General features: G+C 67.7%; 17 protein-coding genes and 1 pseudogene. 14 read left to right on the forward strand and 4 right to left on the reverse strand.

Annotated elements, in window-relative coordinates; translation table 11 throughout:
- The first annotated feature begins 61 nt into the window (after positions 1–61).
- Complete coding sequence (locus CFB34_RS34940) at positions 62–1,114, forward strand: LacI family DNA-binding transcriptional regulator (protein ID WP_089444249.1); 1,053 nt, start codon at positions 62–64, stop codon at positions 1,112–1,114.
- Between the two features lie 161 nt (positions 1,115–1,275).
- On the opposite strand, the gene CFB34_RS34945 is transcribed toward CFB34_RS34940, so the two are convergent.
- A complete protein-coding gene (locus tag CFB34_RS34945; RefSeq protein ID WP_089444250.1) occupies positions 1,276–1,845 on the reverse strand; it encodes a lipocalin family protein in 570 nt (189 codons plus the stop codon).
- 250 nt (positions 1,846–2,095) lie between these two features.
- Here CFB34_RS34945 and CFB34_RS34950 point away from each other — a divergent pair, with 250 nt between their 5' ends.
- The 13 genes from CFB34_RS34950 (at position 2,096) to CFB34_RS35010 (ending at position 13,480) form a co-directional block, all read left to right on the forward strand.
- Positions 2,096–2,707: a sigma-70 family RNA polymerase sigma factor gene (locus tag CFB34_RS34950; protein ID WP_089444251.1), complete on the forward strand. Its 612-nt coding sequence runs from the start codon at positions 2,096–2,098 to the stop codon at positions 2,705–2,707.
- Complete coding sequence (locus CFB34_RS34955; RefSeq protein ID WP_089444252.1) at positions 2,704–3,438, forward strand: anti-sigma factor; 735 nt, start codon at positions 2,704–2,706, stop codon at positions 3,436–3,438. The genes CFB34_RS34950 and CFB34_RS34955 overlap by 4 nt, the downstream gene beginning before the upstream one ends.
- 151 nt (positions 3,439–3,589) lie before the next feature.
- Complete coding sequence (locus CFB34_RS34960; protein WP_089444253.1) at positions 3,590–4,423, forward strand: DUF1295 domain-containing protein; 834 nt, start codon at positions 3,590–3,592, stop codon at positions 4,421–4,423.
- Positions 4,420–5,520, forward strand: coding sequence for a cyclopropane-fatty-acyl-phospholipid synthase family protein (locus CFB34_RS34965; RefSeq protein WP_089444254.1), 1,101 nt, complete (start codon positions 4,420–4,422; stop codon positions 5,518–5,520). The genes CFB34_RS34960 and CFB34_RS34965 overlap by 4 nt, the downstream gene beginning before the upstream one ends.
- On the forward strand, positions 5,517–6,143 hold the full coding sequence (locus CFB34_RS34970) for a lipocalin family protein (RefSeq protein WP_089444255.1): 627 nt from the start codon (positions 5,517–5,519) through the stop codon (positions 6,141–6,143). Before CFB34_RS34965 ends, CFB34_RS34970 begins: the two co-directional genes overlap by 4 nt.
- A 92-nt stretch (positions 6,144–6,235) precedes the next feature.
- Positions 6,236–7,540: an FAD-dependent oxidoreductase gene (locus CFB34_RS34975; protein WP_089444256.1), complete on the forward strand. Its 1,305-nt coding sequence runs from the start codon at positions 6,236–6,238 to the stop codon at positions 7,538–7,540.
- Positions 7,537–8,391, forward strand: coding sequence for a DUF1365 domain-containing protein (locus tag CFB34_RS34980; protein ID WP_089444257.1), 855 nt, complete (start codon positions 7,537–7,539; stop codon positions 8,389–8,391). Before CFB34_RS34975 ends, CFB34_RS34980 begins: the two co-directional genes overlap by 4 nt.
- Positions 8,388–9,605 carry a cyclopropane-fatty-acyl-phospholipid synthase family protein gene (locus tag CFB34_RS34985; RefSeq protein ID WP_089444258.1) on the forward strand — a complete coding sequence of 406 codons (1,218 nt, stop codon included), beginning with the start codon at positions 8,388–8,390 and terminating at the stop codon, positions 9,603–9,605. Before CFB34_RS34980 ends, CFB34_RS34985 begins: the two co-directional genes overlap by 4 nt.
- 1 nt (position 9,606) lies before the next feature.
- Entirely contained in the window at positions 9,607–10,140 is a 534-nt protein-coding gene (locus CFB34_RS34990; protein ID WP_089444259.1) for a chalcone isomerase family protein, read from the forward strand.
- Between the two features lie 98 nt (positions 10,141–10,238).
- Positions 10,239–10,409 (forward strand): DUF2256 domain-containing protein, encoded by a 171-nt coding sequence (locus tag CFB34_RS34995; protein ID WP_089444260.1) that lies wholly within the window; start codon positions 10,239–10,241, stop codon positions 10,407–10,409.
- A 519-nt stretch (positions 10,410–10,928) separates the two neighbouring features.
- Complete coding sequence (locus tag CFB34_RS35000) at positions 10,929–11,795, forward strand: hypothetical protein (protein ID WP_242808754.1); 867 nt, start codon at positions 10,929–10,931, stop codon at positions 11,793–11,795.
- 133 nt (positions 11,796–11,928) lie between these two features.
- Positions 11,929–12,660 carry a GTP cyclohydrolase I gene (locus CFB34_RS35005; protein WP_089444262.1) on the forward strand — a complete coding sequence of 244 codons (732 nt, stop codon included), beginning with the start codon at positions 11,929–11,931 and terminating at the stop codon, positions 12,658–12,660.
- A gap of 115 nt (positions 12,661–12,775) precedes the next feature.
- Complete coding sequence (locus CFB34_RS35010; RefSeq protein WP_089444263.1) at positions 12,776–13,480, forward strand: sigma-70 family RNA polymerase sigma factor; 705 nt, start codon at positions 12,776–12,778, stop codon at positions 13,478–13,480.
- Between the two features lie 82 nt (positions 13,481–13,562).
- Here CFB34_RS35010 and CFB34_RS35015 read toward each other — a convergent pair.
- The 3 genes and pseudogenes from CFB34_RS35015 to CFB34_RS35025 all read right to left on the reverse strand — a co-directional run.
- Positions 13,563–13,646, reverse strand: a pseudogene (locus CFB34_RS35015) (succinate dehydrogenase, cytochrome b556 subunit); the annotation flags it as partial.
- Positions 13,647–13,701: 55 nt separating this feature from the next.
- Positions 13,702–14,154 carry a DUF3429 domain-containing protein gene (locus tag CFB34_RS35020; protein ID WP_089444264.1) on the reverse strand — a complete coding sequence of 151 codons (453 nt, stop codon included), beginning with the start codon at positions 14,152–14,154 and terminating at the stop codon, positions 13,702–13,704.
- A gap of 1 nt (position 14,155) precedes the next feature.
- Positions 14,156–14,908 carry an SDR family oxidoreductase gene (locus tag CFB34_RS35025; protein ID WP_089444265.1) on the reverse strand — a complete coding sequence of 251 codons (753 nt, stop codon included), beginning with the start codon at positions 14,906–14,908 and terminating at the stop codon, positions 14,156–14,158.
- Positions 14,909–15,128: the final 220 nt, after the last annotated feature.

The following is a 15,128-nucleotide window of genomic DNA, read 5'->3' on the forward strand; positions in this document are numbered from 1 at the left end:
CATTGGCAGGCAGTTTCCCGTGGCGAATGAGCCGCGTCAAATAACGAAATCAGCGGAACATATGTCCGATTCGACTAAAAGCGATGCGCGTCCCCGCCGCACGTCGGGACGCCTGACCCTGCGCGACGTGGCCGAGCACGTCGGCGTGTCGCAGATCAGCGTGTCGCGCTATTTCCAGGATCCGGCGCGGCTGTCCGCACCGCTGCGCGAGCGGATCGCCGATGCGGTCGCCGAACTCGGCTACGTGCCGAATCTCGTCGCCGGCGGGCTCGCTTCGGCGCGCAGCCGTGTCATCGGCATGGTCATTCCGAACATCTCGGGGCCCATCTTTGCGAACACGATCCAGAGCTTCAGCGACGAGGTCACCGCACACGGTTACCAGTTGCTGCTCGCATCGAGCTATTTCTCGACGGATCTCGAGGAGGACGCGGTACGCGGATTGCTCGGGTGGTCGCCGGCGGCGCTCGTGCTCACGTCGCACTTCCATTCCCCGGGAACCGAGGAACTGATCGAACAGACCCAGGTGCCCGTGCTGGAAACGTGGGACTTCCAGCCGCGGCGCAAGCCGCTGCAGATCGGCTTCGTGCACCAGGAAGCCGGACGCATCGCGGCGCGTCATCTGGTCGAACGCGGCTATCGACGCATCGCGTTCGTGCTGAACAGCGCGGCGGGCGACGCAAGCGCGCGCGAGCGTTGCGAGGGTTATACCGGGATCATGCGCGAGCATGGGCGTCAGCCGATCGTGTTCGCACCGACCGAAGCGCAGCCGATGCACGCGGGACGCGAGGCGCTGCTCGCGCTGTGTTCCGCCCGCCGCACGGCCGACGCGATCATCTTCGCGAACGACAACCTCGCGTTCGGTGCGCTGCTGGCGGCGCCCGGCGCGGGCATTCGCGTGCCGGAGCAATGCGCGATCGTCGGCTTCGGCGACTATCCGATGGCGGAAATGCTGACGCCGGGCCTGACGACCGTGCGGCCACCCGCGCGTGAAATCGGCATCACGGCGGCCGCGCGGATCTTCCAGCTTCTGCAGGAGGATCCGCCGGCATTCGACACGCTTCGCAAAGGCCAGCGACCGATGTCGTGCGAACTGATTATCCGGGCGAGCAGTTAGCGGCCGGAGGCAACCCACCGGCTTTCGCGTTCGGCGACCGGAGACCAAAGGGCGTCATCCCGCCTTTCGCCGCCGCCATCGGCCACGGCCGCGCGCAACCGCGGCGCTCGGCGTTGCTCCCGGCCCGACGGCGCCGTGCACGCGTGCTGCGTGCGGTCGCCCTAATGCGCAGTGCGCCGCAACATCGTCGTGTCGTAACCGAGTGCCTGCACCCGTTCGACGAGCGCCGCGGCCTGTTCAGCGGAAGGCTTCGCATCGCGCGTCAGGATCCACAGGAACCGCCCCGACGGTTCACCGACGATCGACCATGCGTAGTCGTCGGCGCGATCGAGCACCCAGTAATCGCCGAAGAAGAACGGCCCGAAGAACGATACCTTCAGCTTCGCGCCACCGCTGTCGGCCACGATCTTCGCGCGCCCGTCGGCGCTTCGCGCGCGGCCGTCCGGCCCGCCTTCGCGGCAGGTATTGCGCACGCCGACAAGACCATCTTCCCGCTTCGCATACTCGGCCGTCACGCCGTCGCATCCGCGCTCAAAGCGGTTTTCATACCGCGCGAACTCGTACCATCTGCCGACGTAGCGATCGAGATCGACGGATTTCGCGGGTTGCGGAACGTGTGCATTCCCGCTGGGCCCGCCGGCAAGGCCTGCACATCCCGCCAGCACCAGGGCGGCGCCCGCCGCGATCACGCTCGCCGCCCACAGCGGTCGGCCCACGATACTTCGCTTCATTGAATCACTCTCCGGACACGAAACCCGGTCATTGTGCACTCAACCGACGGTAGTCGGCCGCATTCGCCGCACGTTGCGGCTGCCTGCATCCGCGCGGACGCGTCGCTCGTATCTGGTTGAGGAGATCACAGCGGGCGCCGCGCTGCCCAACGTGCAGCGGGCGCGCCGCCGATCGTTCGATCACATGCATCCGAGAGTGCTATATTTCGCTCGACATTCACAGCATGGCGGTCCGCGCCATCCACTTCGCATGAGCGACACGCCAGGCGGTGCCAGCGGCTTCGATCAGTCAGCCCCTTCGCGCGACGCCGATGCGGATCTCGCGCGCCGCGAACATCTGAACCGGGTGATGCTTCAGGCAGCAACCGGCGACCAGGCGGCTTTCGCGGAGCTGTATCAGCTGAGCGCATCGCGGGTATTCGGGACAATCGTGCGCATGCTTCACGATCACGGCGAAGCCGAGGATCTGCTCCAGGAGGTCTACACCACCGCATGGCGGCGCATCGACACGTTCGACCCGACGCGCGGCGGCGCGATGACGTGGTTGATCACGCTGGCACGCAACAAGACGATCGACCGCTTGCGGCAGCATCGCGACGCGCAACTCGACGACGAACAGGCGCTGGCGCTGCCCGCCGAAGATCCGACGCCCGCCGCGCTGGCGGAGGCCTCGCAGGAGCGCCAGCGCCTCGAGCGCTGCCTCGCGCAACTCGATCCGCAGCAGGGCCGCGCGGTGCGCGAGGCTTTCTTCAGCGGCGCGACCTACAGTGAGCTGGCAGCGCGACTGCGTGTGCCGCTCGGAACCATGAAGAGCTGGATCCGGCGCAGCCTGATGCAGCTGAAGGTGTGTCTGGAGCAATGAATACGCCGGCCGATCACGATCCCGAATTGCGCTGCGCCGAATACGCCCTCGGCGTGCTCGATGCAGACGCGCGCCGCGAGCTGGAGCAGTCCGCCGCTCGCGACCCGGCGTTGCAAGCCACGCTCGAGCGCTGGCAGCGCCGCCTCGCCCCGCTCGCGGACGACATCACGCCCGTCGACCCGCCCGCGCGAACCTGGACGAGGATCCAGCACCAACTGGGCTTCGTCCCGCCGCCGCGTCCACGCAGCGCGGCGCCGTCCGCCGGATGGTGGAACAGCCTGCGACTGTGGCGCTGGGTCGGCATGGGCGCGAGCGTGGCGGCGCTCGGGCTGCTCACGGTCAACGTGATCCGGGTGGGCGAAGCGCCGCCGCGCCCCGCTGCCGAGGACAGCCACTACATGGCAGCCACGCTGGCACAAACGGATGGCGTCGCACGGTGGACCGCCACGGTCGACTTGCGGCGTGCCCGGATGGTCGTGGTGCCCGCGAACACGCCAGCCGTCGCCGCGGACCGCTCGACGGAGCTCTGGCTGATTCCGCCGAATGCGAAGCCGATCTCGCTCGGCGTATTCGCATCGAACGCACCGGCGTCGATGACGCTGCCGCCGGCGATCGTCGCGCAACTCGATGCACGCGCGGTGCTCGCCGTCTCGCTCGAGCCCCACGGCGGCTCGCCGAGCGGCCAACCCACCGGGCCGGTGCTCGCTACCGGCGCGATGCACACCACTTGACGCGCGCAACGCGCGCTCGACCCGTCAAGCGCGGCGGCGTGCCGCGCGCTGCCGCCTCGCTCGACGGGATCACGCCGCCTCTCGTCGCATCCGTCTGCATCCGTTCGGTCGCCTGCTCCGTATATAGGGATATCGCGCCCTCGGAGCCCGTATGCCCGCCGTCGTCGTTGCCCTCCTCGCCTTCGTCGGACTGATCCTGTCCTTCACGGCGGTGTGGATTATCCAATTGCAATCCCGGAACGCCGGGATGATCGATCCGGTCTGGGCCGCGACGCTCGGCGGCGTCGCCGTGTTCGTCGCCGCGCTGGCGACCGGCCCGGATTTGAATCGTGCGCTCGTCGCCGCGGGCGGCGGCATCTGGGGGCTGCGACTCGCGCGGCACCTGTGGCGGCGCAACCGCGGGCAGCCGGAGGACCCGCGCTATCGACAGTTCCGCCTGCAGTGGGGCGACGCCGCGCCGCGCAACATGTTCTGGCTGTTCCAGTTGCAGGCGCTGATCTCGATGCTGCTGTCGATCGCGTTCTTCATCCCCGCCTACAGCGCGGCACCCCCGTCCCGGTTCGCGATTGCCGCGGCAGTCGCGATCTGGATCGCCGCCGTCGCCGGAGAGACGGCCTCCGACCGGCAACTCAAGCGGTTTCTCGCAGATCCCGGCCACGGCGGCCAGGTCTGTCGGGCCGGCTGGTGGCGCTATTCGCGGCACCCCAACTATTTTTTCGAGTGCGTGCACTGGCTCGCCTACACGGCCCTGTCGATCGGCATGCCGTGGGGCTGGCTGACGCTGTTCCCGCCCGTGCTGATGGCATGGCTGCTGCTCAAGGTTTCCGGCTTGCCGCTGCTCGAAGCGCGTCTGGTGCAAAGCCGGCCGGGCTACCGCGAGTACATGCGCACGACCAGCGCCATCGTTCCGTGGCCTCCGAGGCCGGCGCCCGGCCCTTCCCCCACTCGATCCGATCACCCTGAAGACCGGAGCACGCGATCATGACCGCTACCACCTCGCAACCGTCGCCGGCCTCGGCGGCGGCACCTCACGACACCTGGCTGATCCGCTGCTGCGAGCGCGGCTGGCTGCCGGACCGGCTGATCCGGGCCGGCATGCGCTCGCTCATGCGGCAACGTCTGCGCGACGAACACGCACATGACGGCGAACGGCGCGCGGCGGCCTACGACACACTGGTGCGTGAACTCAGCGCGAGCCCGATCGCAATCGAGACGCTCGCGGCGAACACGCAGCATTACGAAGTGCCCGGCAGCTTCTTCGAGGCCCATCTCGGCCCGCGGCTCAAATATTCGTGCGGCTATTACCCGCGTGGCGACGAAACGCTGTCGCAGGCGGAGGAAGCCATGCTGGCGTTGTACGCGCAGCGCGCGAGGCTGGCGGACGGCCAGCGCATGCTCGACCTCGGATGCGGGTGGGGTTCGCTGTCGCTCTGGCTCGCCGAGCGGTATCCGGCGGCGCAGATCGTCGGCCTGTCGAATTCGCATGGCCAACGCCACTTCATCGAGCGATGCGCGGCGCAGCGCGGGCTGACGAATCTGCGCATCGTGACCGGCAACGTGGTGGAGTTCGACTTCGATCCCGCGGACGCCGGCTTCGACCGCGTGCTCTCGATCGAGATGTTCGAGCACATGAAGAACTACGGGCAACTGCTCGCCAAAATCGCGCGCTGGATGCACGACGACGGCAAGCTCTTCGTGCACATCTTCGCGCACAAGCTGCTCGCCTATCACTTCGCGGTGCGCGACGACACCGACTGGATGTCGCGCCACTTCTTCACGGGCGGGACGATGCCGTCGGCCGACCTGCTGCTGCGGTTCCAGGACGACGTGCGCATCGCCCGCCAATGGTGGCTCGACGGGACGCACTACGCCCGCACGGCCAATCAGTGGCTCGCGTCGCTCGATGCGGCGCGCGACCGGATCATGCCGATTTTCGAGACGGTCTACGGCGCCGACGCCCGCCGCTGGTTCCAGCGCTGGCGGATGTTCTACATGGCGGTCGCCGAGCTGTTCGGCTACGCCGACGGGCAGGAATGGGGCGTCGCCCACTATCTGTTCGACAAGCGCCGGGTGCTCGCATGAGGGCCGCGATCCCGTACCGGGTTCTCCGCCGCGTCGCCGTCGCCGCCACGGTCGTGACGGCGCTCGCGATCGGGGCCGCCGGGTGCTCGGGCAGCCCGCCGAACCCGAATCCGCGCGCCGCCGTTCCGTTGTCGACCGTACCCGTCGACTTGCCGCGCTACATGGGCCGCTGGTACGTGATCGCGAACATCCCGTATTTCGCGGAACGCGACTACGTCGGCAGCCGGGCCGAGTGGCGCCTGCGCGACGACGGCCGGATCGACGACGCATTCGTCGGCCGCAAAGGCGGCTTCGACCAGCCCGAGAAGCGCTATCGGTTCGTCGACGCCGTGAAGCCCGGCAGCGGCGGCGGCGAATGGCGCGTGCGGCTGTTCTGGCCGGTGTATGTCACGCAACTGACGCTCTACGTCGACCCCGACTACCGGTACACGATCCTCGGCTACCCGGGCAAGACGCTCGGCTGGATCTTCTCGCGCGAGCCGACGATGGACGACGCCACCTATCGCGCGCTGCTCGCCCGGCTCGATGCGATGGGTTACGACACGTCGCGCTTCAGGCGGGTGCCGCAAACCCCGGACCAGCTCGGCAAGCCGGGCTTCGCGTCGCCCGGCGATCGCGAATGACCACCGCGCCTGCATCCGCCGCGCGCGGTGCGTCGTATATGAGCACATGTGATTCCAGAACCTGCACTTGTGACTGACGGAGACCCTTCGCGATGCACCCGGAACTTTCAATGTCGCGGCCCGGCCGGCGGATCGCCGTCGTCGGCGCCGGCATCGCGGGCCTGGCCAGCGCGTACTTGCTGGCCCGCCGTCACCGCGTGACGCTGTTCGAGGCCGCAGACTATCTCGGCGGTCACACGCACACGGTCGACGTCGATCTCGACGGCGCACGCCACCCCGTCGACACGGGCTTCCTGGTGTTCAACGACCGGACCTATCCGAACCTGATCGCGCTGTTCGACGAACTGGGCGTGGCCGCCCATTCGACCGACATGTCGTTTTCGGTTTCGGTCGACGGCGGCCGGCTCGAATGGGCCGGCAGCAACCTGAACACGGTGTTCGCGCAACGCCGCAACCTGTTCTCGCCGACCTTTCTCGGGATGTTGCGCGACATCCTGCGCTTCAACGCGTCCGCGCACGATCACCTCGAATCGGCGAACCGGCAGCGCCTTTCGGTCGGGGAACTGCTCACGGCCGGCGGCTACGGCGCATCGTTCCAGCATCACTACCTGCTGCCGATGGCGGCCGCGATCTGGTCGAGCGCGGCCAACGACATCCTGCGGTTTCCGGCGGCGACGTTCCTGCGCTTCTGCCTGAATCACGCGTTGTTGCAGGTCAACAACCGGCCGACCTGGCGCACCGTCGCGGGCGGCGCGCGGCAGTACGTCGAGCGCATCGCCGCGACGCTCGACGACGTGCGCGTGAATACGCCGGTGCGCGCGATACGGCGCGACGACGCGGGCGTGACGGTGGCGACCGATACAGCCGGTCACGAGCGTTTCGACGCGGTCGTGCTCGCGTGCCATGCGCCGACCAGCCTGGGGCTGCTCGCGGATGCCAGCAAGGCCGAGCGCGACGTGCTCGGCGCCGTGCGCTACCAGCACAACGTCGCGGTGCTTCACACCGATACGGCGTTGCTGCCGCGCCGGCGGCGCGTGTGGTCGGCGTGGAACTACCTGGGCGGCCGGGCGAGGCGCACGGGCGGCGAATCGCCCGTGTGCGTGAGCTACCTGCTCAACCAGTTGCAGCCGCTGCCGTTCCGCTCGCCGGTGGTCGTCACGTTGAATCCGGTCGACGAGCCCGCGCCCGACACCCTGCTCGGCCGCTACGATTACGCGCACCCGCTGCTCGACCTCGCGGCCGTGGATGCGCAGCATCGCCTGCCGATGCTGCAGGGGCGGCGCAATACGTGGTTTGCGGGAGCGTGGACAGGCTACGGGTTCCATGAGGATGGACTGAAATCGGCGTTGCGCGTCGCCCGCAGCTTCGGCATCGCGCCGTCCTGGGCGCGCCCATGAACGCGCCCTTTGCCCGCGACGGCATGGCCGCCCGGCTGCTCGTCGGCACCGTGATGCATGAACGGCTGCGGCCGGTGCGCCATGCGTTCGCGTACCCGATGTTCCAGGTCTGCTGCGACGTCGAGCGGCTGGACGAGATCGACGCGGGCTGGTTCGGCATCGATCGCCGGGCCCCGCTCGCGCTCGCTTCCCGCGACTACGGCCCGCGCGACGGCCGCGCGCTCGGCCCGTGGATGCGCGAGGTCCTCGCGCACGCCGGCATTCCCGCCGACGGCCCGATCTGGCTGCAGACGATCCCGCGCATCTTCGGCTACGCATTCAATCCGGTGAGCTTCTGGTACTGCTACGACCGCGCGGGCCGGCTGCGCGCGCTGTACGCCGACGTGCGCAACACGTTCGGTGCGCACCACGGCTACCTGCTGAGTGCGATGCGTCATGCGCCGATCGACGCCGACACCGTGCTCGTCTGCCGCAAGACGTTTCATGTCTCGCCGTTTTGCGACATCGTCGGCGATTACGCGTTTCGCGTGCGTCAGTGCGGCGACCATCTGAGCGTGGCGATCGACTATCGCGACGACGACGGTCTGCTGCTGCGCACGGCAATCGGCATGCGGTCCGCACCGCTGACGGCGGCACGCGCGTGGCGCGCGCTGGCCCGGCAGCCGCTGAACGCGATCAACGTCGTCATTCGCATTCATTGGCAAGCGCTGCGGCTGTGGCTCGCGCGCGTGCCGTTCCACGGCAAGACGCCCCCCGGCCGTTCCGCCGCTGCCGATTCACCATTGTCCCGTTCGCCGGGCGCGTCGCCGCGCGGCCGCTCGGCGATGTCCGATCACGAGGCTCGACCATGACCTTGCTGCGCCTGCTGTCTTCCGCCTCGCAACCGGCGATGCCGCTCTCGGCCCGGTTGTTCATCGCGCTGCTCCGGCAAATCCACGACGGTCACCTGACGCTCGTGACGCCCGAAGGCGCGCAGCATGTGTTCGGCGATCCGCACCGCCAGCCGGCCGCGACGCTGCAGGTGCGCGACTGGCGGGCATGCCGTGCGATCCTGCGCGCGGGCGACATCGGATTCGCGGAAGCGTATCGCGCCGGCTGGATCGACACGCCCGAGCTCGTCGCGCTGCTGCGCCTCGCGATCCGCAATCAGCCGGTGATCGCGAAGACGGTGACCGGCGGCCGCCTGGCACGCCTCTGGTACGCGCTGCGTCACCGACTGAGGATGAATACGCGGGCCGGCAGCCGCCGCAACATCCACGCGCACTACGATCTCGGCAACGACTTTTACGGATTGTGGCTCGACGACACGTGGACGTATTCGAGCGCCTGCTTCGACGGCGACGCGCAGCGTTCGCTCGCCGACGCGCAAACGGCCAAGTATCAGCGCATCGTCGATTCGCTCGGCCTGCGCGCCGGCATGCACGTGCTCGAGATCGGCTGCGGCTGGGGCGGGTTCGCCGCGCACGCCGCTCGGCAAGGTATCCGCGTGCATGGCGTCACCGTCTCGCAGGCGCAATACGCGCTGGCCCGCGAGCGCATGGCGCGCGACGGGCTGTCCGATCGCGTCACGCTCGAATTGCGCGACTATCGCGACGTCGACGGCCAATACGACGCGATCGTGTCGATCGAGATGTTCGAGGCCGTGGGCGAAACGTTCTGGCCGGTGTACTTCGACACGCTCCGGCAACGCCTGAAGCCCGGTGCGCGCGCGCTGATTCAGTCGATCACGATCATCGAGTCGCTATTCGACGCGTATCGCACGTCGAGCGACTTCATTCGCGAGTTCATCTTTCCCGGCGGGATGCTGCCGAGCCCGGAGCGTTTCGTCGATGCCGCGCGGCGGGCCGGCCTGGCCGCCGAACCGGTGTTCGCGTTCGGTGACGACTACGCGCGCACGCTGCGCACCTGGCGGGCCGCGTTCGAGGCGCGCATCGACTCGGTGCGCGCGCAACGGTTCGACGAGACGTTCATTCGCACCTGGCGCCTCTATCTCGCCTATTGCGAAGCGGGATTTGCCGAGCGGCGGACCGACGTGATGCATTTCATCGTGTCGTCGGGCGGCTGACATGAGGCGCCGGCTTGCGATGCTCGCTGCGGCCGTGGCTGCCGCGCTGGCTGCCCCATTGTCCGCCGGCGCGAGCTGCGTCGACGACATCGCATCGGCCCGCCTGATCGGATCCGGCCGGTTCTGCATCCTGGGCATCTGCCTGTACGACGCCCAGCTGTGGGCGCCCCGGCCGCCGGGCGCGTTCGACACGCCGTTTGCGTTGTCGCTGGCCTACCGTCATGACGTTAAAGGCGAGCGGCTCGTCTCGACGGGCATGGACGAGATCGAGCGCCTCGCACCCGCGCCATTGCCGGCCGCGACGCTCGATGCATGGCGCCGCGATATCGAACGGGCGTTCACCGACGTATCGCGCGGCGACGTGCTGTGCGGCGTGTATGTGCCCGAGCGCGGCGCACGTTTCTACACCAATGGCCGCCTCACGGCCGACGTGACCGACCCGGCGTTCGCACGCGCCTTCTTCTCGATCTGGCTCGACCCGCGCACGCGGGCAAAGTCGTTGCGCCGTCAGTTGCTGGGCGACGAGGCGCGCTGAGTCGACGGTGAGTGATGGCGACGGGCCCGGTGTGTCGACGCGGCAACGCCGCTCGGACGGGCAGTTCGTCAGAGATCCGTCTCGATACGTGATTCGCCATGGTCGACAAGATGCACTTGCCTGAGAAGATCTGCGAGACCTGCGGCTTGCCTTTCAGCTGGAGAAAGAAATGGAAAGCCGCTTGGGACGAAGTGCGATATTGCTCGGAGCGTTGCCGTCGGAACCGGCGGCCGCGTGCCCGCATGAAGACAGACGCTGCGCGTCGTTGACGTCGCATTGGTGAGCCGGTCGCGAGCGGCGCGCGGGCCTGGATAGCGCTTCGCTTGAGCCGAGAACGGAATGCTCGCCCCTGTTTCGGGCAACCGGGATCGATCGGCACCGGTGCGCGCAGGCGCGCTCGCGAGAGAGCGCCCCCTTCCTCGCGGCCGTCTGGATTGCTGCATGCCCGATTGCCTTCAGACGGCTCACTCCGCCCTGTCCAGTTGCCCGACGCCTGCGTGAACGCCCGGCCATGTTGGTTGGCGCGAGCGGCCGCAGGCCGGATCCCGTAGCATCGACTCACAAATGCGAGACACGATCGATTCATGCATCGAAATCGCACGCCTTCCGGCGTACTTCCCGGCCCATCTTGACCCATCCTGATCACCATCCCATTGACCCTGAAAGTCGTTTCGCATGCACCAAAGACACGCAAGACGCTTATAAAAATGAGCGTTTCCGTGCTGAAAACGCAATCTCCCGATACCGAAGCGGTAGTTGACGCATAAACTTCCGGTACAAATTATTTCATGAATCACTTTTCCGCTTCACTTTCCGGAAAATTTGCATACAATCCAGCTGTGCCGCATGAATCGACCGAGGGAGGCCCCGTGCCAACACGCAATCACGACATCAAGCCGCGCCGGTTTCCGGCGTGTCCGGCTTCATTGGTGGTGCCCGTGTCCGCCGCCCCGGCACGCAGCCCGTCACACCACGCCGGTGCGGCGCCCGACCGGCCGATTGCAGCGCGCTTGCGGGTCGCTGCGCAACAGCGCGGCCAACGGTGCCGGCACCGCTCGCCACAGCCGACCGACCGGTGCGCAGGCGCCAGCCCGAATGGCGCACTGCCCGAACGGCAATCGAACCCCGTCGCGGCTCGTGCATGTCCGACGCTGCTCGTCACCGGCGGCCTGACCGCCTCCGACGAAACGATCGAGCAAGCCGGCCTGCACGTCAGCGAGCGCGTCGAATCGGTGTCGCGGGCGCTACGACAGCCGGGCCAGGCCGTCGACGCGCTGATTGCCGAGGTTTCGTCGTTGCAGATGAATCTGGCGATTCAATTCGTGTCGCTGGCCCAGGCGCGCCGTGTCCGCGCGGCCGCGATCATCTATGAGTACGGCAGCGTGCAGGCCCTCGCGTTGATCCGCCTGGCAGGGTTCCACCTGTTTCGCTCGGTGGGCGGGCGCATCGACCACCCATTCGTCCTGACCACGTTGCAACAATCCGCCGCCGTCATGCTCGCAGCCACGCCGACGGCGAACGACCCCGTGGCGCGGTTCCGCCGGGACGTCGACGGCTGGGCCCCGGCAACGCCAGTGGGTCCGCCGTGCGGGATCCGGGCCGGATCTCCGGTGACGTTGCCGGACCGCCATGCACGCCCGCGGGCGCGCAGGTGAGCGGCACCCGGTCGACGCGTCGCCGAAATAGCGGCGGCGCTCGCCCGATTTTTACGCAACGAATACAGGCAAACCATCGCATCGCCTCAGTCGCGATCCATCGCATCCCCCTAACCTCGAGAAACGAACCGAAATGGGCAATCTGATCGACGCTCCCGAGCACACCTTGACTGCGATCGACGAGGGCATTCCTCTGTCGCACATCATCCGTCGTCGGCTCGAGAACGCGGGCGCGCGCTTCCATGCAAACGACAACATCGCCGCGCACCTGCGCGACGGAGAACTGGATGCTCTGCAGAACGAAGTGGCGCAGGGAATGGAAGCCGTGCTGCGCTCGCTCGTGATCGATGTCGACAACGACCACAACACGCGGGAAACCGCGCGGCGCGTCGCGAAGATGTTCATCCGCGAAGTGTTCGCGGGCCGCTACGACGCGGCGCCGGCCGTCACCGAATTCCCGAACGTCGAGCGGCTGGACGAGCTGCTGATCGTCGGGCCGCTGCGCGTGCGCAGTGCCTGCTCGCATCATCTTTGCCCGATCATGGGCCGCATCTGGATCGGCGTGCTGCCCAGCGCCGCGTCGAACCTGATCGGCCTGTCGAAGTACGGAAGGCTGGTGAACTGGGTCATGACGCGCCCGCAGATCCAGGAAGAAGCGGTCAAGCAGATTGCCGACCTCCTCGAATCGCGCATCTCGCCCGATGGGCTTGCCGTCGTACTCGAGGCCGAGCACTTCTGCATGCATTGGCGCGGCACCAAGGACGACCAGGCAAAAATGACCAACAGCGTGATGCGCGGGAAATTTCTCGCGGACGCATCGCTTCGCCGGGAGTTTCTCGCGTTGTTGTCCGGAAAGCATGCGTAAAGCGCGCGACAGGCATTCGCGACGCATGGGCCGGCACCGTGCCCGGCCATGCGCCGCGCCGCTCGTCAGCGCGTGCGCGTAACAGCAGGAAGCGCAACGCCATACGGAGTTCCCGATGAACTGTTCGCACGACTCACTCCGCCCGTCTTCCGGCCAGGGTCGATCGACGACGCCGCATTCAGGCAGGCAGCCGCGCCGGGGCGCGTCCCGCGCGCGGTCGCGCCCCGGCGGCAGAACCGAACTCACCGCCGATGCGGTCGTTCAGCCCGACGAAGCACCCGACGCGCACGCGGAGCTCAACCAATTGCTGGTGCGCGTCGCCGCCGGCGACGAGCACGCGTTCGCGCAGCTGTATCGATTGACGGCGGCGCGGCTGTACGGCGCGATCGTCCGCATGATCCGCGACCGCCACGAAGCGGAGGACCTGCTTCAGGACGTGTTCACGACGGCGTGGCGTCGCGCCGATTCATTCGACGCCGGACGCGGCACGGCGATGACATGGCTGATGACGCTCGCACGCAATCGGACCATCGACCGGATGCGGCAGCACCGCGAGGTTCCGATCGACGACGAACTGGCGCTGTCGATCCCCGACGAAAGCCCGACGCCCGATCTCGGTGCGCAGGCGAGCCAGGAGCGCCTGCGTCTGGAGCGCGGGCTCGCGCATCTGGGCGAGCGGCAGGCGTATGTGCTGCGGGAAGCGTTTCATGGCGGCGCGTCGTACGCGGAGCTGGCCGAACGCATGCAGGTGCCGCTCGGCACGATGAAGAGCTGGATTCGCCGCAGCCTGATGCGACTCAAGGTGTATCTCGAGCAATGAGCACGCGAATCGCTTCGCGGCTCGATCGCGCTGCGCGGGTTAGTCCGCGCGGCCGTTGAATCGGCATGAGCTGCGGTGGCGGCAGCGCGCCGCCGGCTCGATGGAGAAGCGGCAGCATCACGACCGCAGGCCCGCGATATTTCATCGTGATGTCGCCCAATCCGATGTTCCGGCACTCGGGTCGGCGAGCTGCTCGAAACGTCGTGACGGCAGGATCCGGCTCACCCGTTCATCGAAGGCGTGGCGGCGAGCAGCGAGAGACCTGCCACAGTCGTCAACAGGCACCGCAACGCGAAATACCAGGCCGGAATGAAATCCTTGCGCCACAGGACGCCGTCGACGGCCGCGCAGGCGACGAGCACGATCGCCATTCCCGTGAGCCGCGCGCCGACGCCCGGCATCATGAGCACGGCCCACGCCAACAATGCGGGAATCACGCTCCACCCGTAGAGAATTCGCTGGCGGGGCGGCGATTCGGATGCGCGCAGCGCGACACCCCAATGCACGGCGCCGACGAACGACGCGATACACGCGGCGTAGTTCAGCAGCGCGCGCACGTAATCGTCATGGGCAGCCGACGCGTGGACACTCAGCCACGACAGCGCGACGAACGGCGCCAGCCCGGCCAGTGCCAACGCTGCGGGAACGCGGTAACGATGCAGCGCCGCACGCATGTCATGACCTCGGCGGAACGATCAGCGCGCCCTGGCCGCCATCGACGCCGAATTGCTGGCCGGTCACCCATGACGCATCGGCGCTCAACAGGAACGCCGCAAGCGCGGCGGGATCGTCGCCGACGCCGAGTCGTCCGAGCGGATTGGCGTCCGCGAAGCGCTTCGCAACCTGCGGCGCACTCGTCAGACGCGCGGACATCGCCGAGACGATCAGGCCGGGATGAATGCAGTTGACGCGAATCCCGCGCGCCGCGTAGGTGGCGGCCGCCACCAGCGCGAGCGCGCCAACCGCGGCTTTCGCGCTGGCGATGGCTTCATGGTTCGGAAACCCGGTTCTCGACGCGACACTGCCGAACAGCACCGCACTGCCCCCGGCCTGAGCGGCGAGCAACACGCGCACGAACGCGCGCAATGCGTTCCACGCCGAGAAGTAATTCGCCGCGAACGCGTCATACAGTTCGGAATCCGAAGTCGAATGCATCGGCTTGACGACGATGGAGCCGACGCAATGCGCGAGCCCGTCCGGCACGCCGAATCGCTCGATGCCAGCCTCGAGCGCCCGATCGAGCGCCACCGCGTCAGTCGCGTCGGCGGGCGCAACGACCACGCGCTCGCGCGACATCGTGTCGGCAAGGGCGCTGAGACTGTCGGCGTGTCGGGCGGTGAGCACCATTGAAACGCCCTTGGCGTCCAGCCGCCGCGCAAGTGCGCTGCCGACGGCCCCCGTTGCCCCGCAGATCCAGACAAAAGCCATGGTGACTCCTGTGTGCAAGCGCCCTGCGCGCACCGCGCTTGACGACCGCCGCACGATGCGCGGCGCGGGCCGCGCCGTGCCATTCGTTTACGAGTTCTATTCTATGCCATCCCTCACCATGATGAAGCGATATTTCGACTCATGCTTATAAAATGAGTCACGATATACGTGTCTCTCGGCTCAAATAGAGTCCTCATATGCCTAACATGACGTAGAATCC

It is taken from the genome of Burkholderia sp. HI4860, from assembly GCF_002223045.2.
GTDB lineage: Bacteria > Pseudomonadota > Gammaproteobacteria > Burkholderiales > Burkholderiaceae > Burkholderia.

What these genes read in the sequence shown, in the direction of transcription:
- CFB34_RS35020 (WP_089444264.1), bottom strand. Translation starts at nt 14,154, where the DNA reads ATGCGTGCGGCGCTGCATCGTTACCGCGTTCCCGCAGCGTTGGCACTG.
- CFB34_RS35000 (WP_242808754.1), top strand. Translation starts at nt 10,929, where the DNA reads ATGAATCACTTTTCCGCTTCACTTTCCGGAAAATTTGCATACAATCCA.
- CFB34_RS35025 (WP_089444265.1), bottom strand. Translation starts at nt 14,908, where the DNA reads ATGGCTTTTGTCTGGATCTGCGGGGCAACGGGGGCCGTCGGCAGCGCA.
- CFB34_RS34940 (WP_089444249.1), top strand. Translation starts at nt 62, where the DNA reads ATGTCCGATTCGACTAAAAGCGATGCGCGTCCCCGCCGCACGTCGGGA.
- CFB34_RS34970 (WP_089444255.1), top strand. Translation starts at nt 5,517, where the DNA reads ATGAGGGCCGCGATCCCGTACCGGGTTCTCCGCCGCGTCGCCGTCGCC.
- CFB34_RS34965 (WP_089444254.1), top strand. Translation starts at nt 4,420, where the DNA reads ATGACCGCTACCACCTCGCAACCGTCGCCGGCCTCGGCGGCGGCACCT.
- CFB34_RS34975 (WP_089444256.1), top strand. Translation starts at nt 6,236, where the DNA reads ATGCACCCGGAACTTTCAATGTCGCGGCCCGGCCGGCGGATCGCCGTC.
- CFB34_RS34955 (WP_089444252.1), top strand. Translation starts at nt 2,704, where the DNA reads ATGAATACGCCGGCCGATCACGATCCCGAATTGCGCTGCGCCGAATAC.
- CFB34_RS34985 (WP_089444258.1), top strand. Translation starts at nt 8,388, where the DNA reads ATGACCTTGCTGCGCCTGCTGTCTTCCGCCTCGCAACCGGCGATGCCG.
- CFB34_RS34945 (WP_089444250.1), bottom strand. Translation starts at nt 1,845, where the DNA reads ATGAAGCGAAGTATCGTGGGCCGACCGCTGTGGGCGGCGAGCGTGATC.
- CFB34_RS34995 (WP_089444260.1), top strand. Translation starts at nt 10,239, where the DNA reads ATGGTCGACAAGATGCACTTGCCTGAGAAGATCTGCGAGACCTGCGGC.
- CFB34_RS34950 (WP_089444251.1), top strand. Translation starts at nt 2,096, where the DNA reads ATGAGCGACACGCCAGGCGGTGCCAGCGGCTTCGATCAGTCAGCCCCT.
- CFB34_RS35005 (WP_089444262.1), top strand. Translation starts at nt 11,929, where the DNA reads ATGGGCAATCTGATCGACGCTCCCGAGCACACCTTGACTGCGATCGAC.
- CFB34_RS34960 (WP_089444253.1), top strand. Translation starts at nt 3,590, where the DNA reads ATGCCCGCCGTCGTCGTTGCCCTCCTCGCCTTCGTCGGACTGATCCTG.
- CFB34_RS34990 (WP_089444259.1), top strand. Translation starts at nt 9,607, where the DNA reads ATGAGGCGCCGGCTTGCGATGCTCGCTGCGGCCGTGGCTGCCGCGCTG.
- CFB34_RS34980 (WP_089444257.1), top strand. Translation starts at nt 7,537, where the DNA reads ATGAACGCGCCCTTTGCCCGCGACGGCATGGCCGCCCGGCTGCTCGTC.
- CFB34_RS35010 (WP_089444263.1), top strand. Translation starts at nt 12,776, where the DNA reads ATGAACTGTTCGCACGACTCACTCCGCCCGTCTTCCGGCCAGGGTCGA.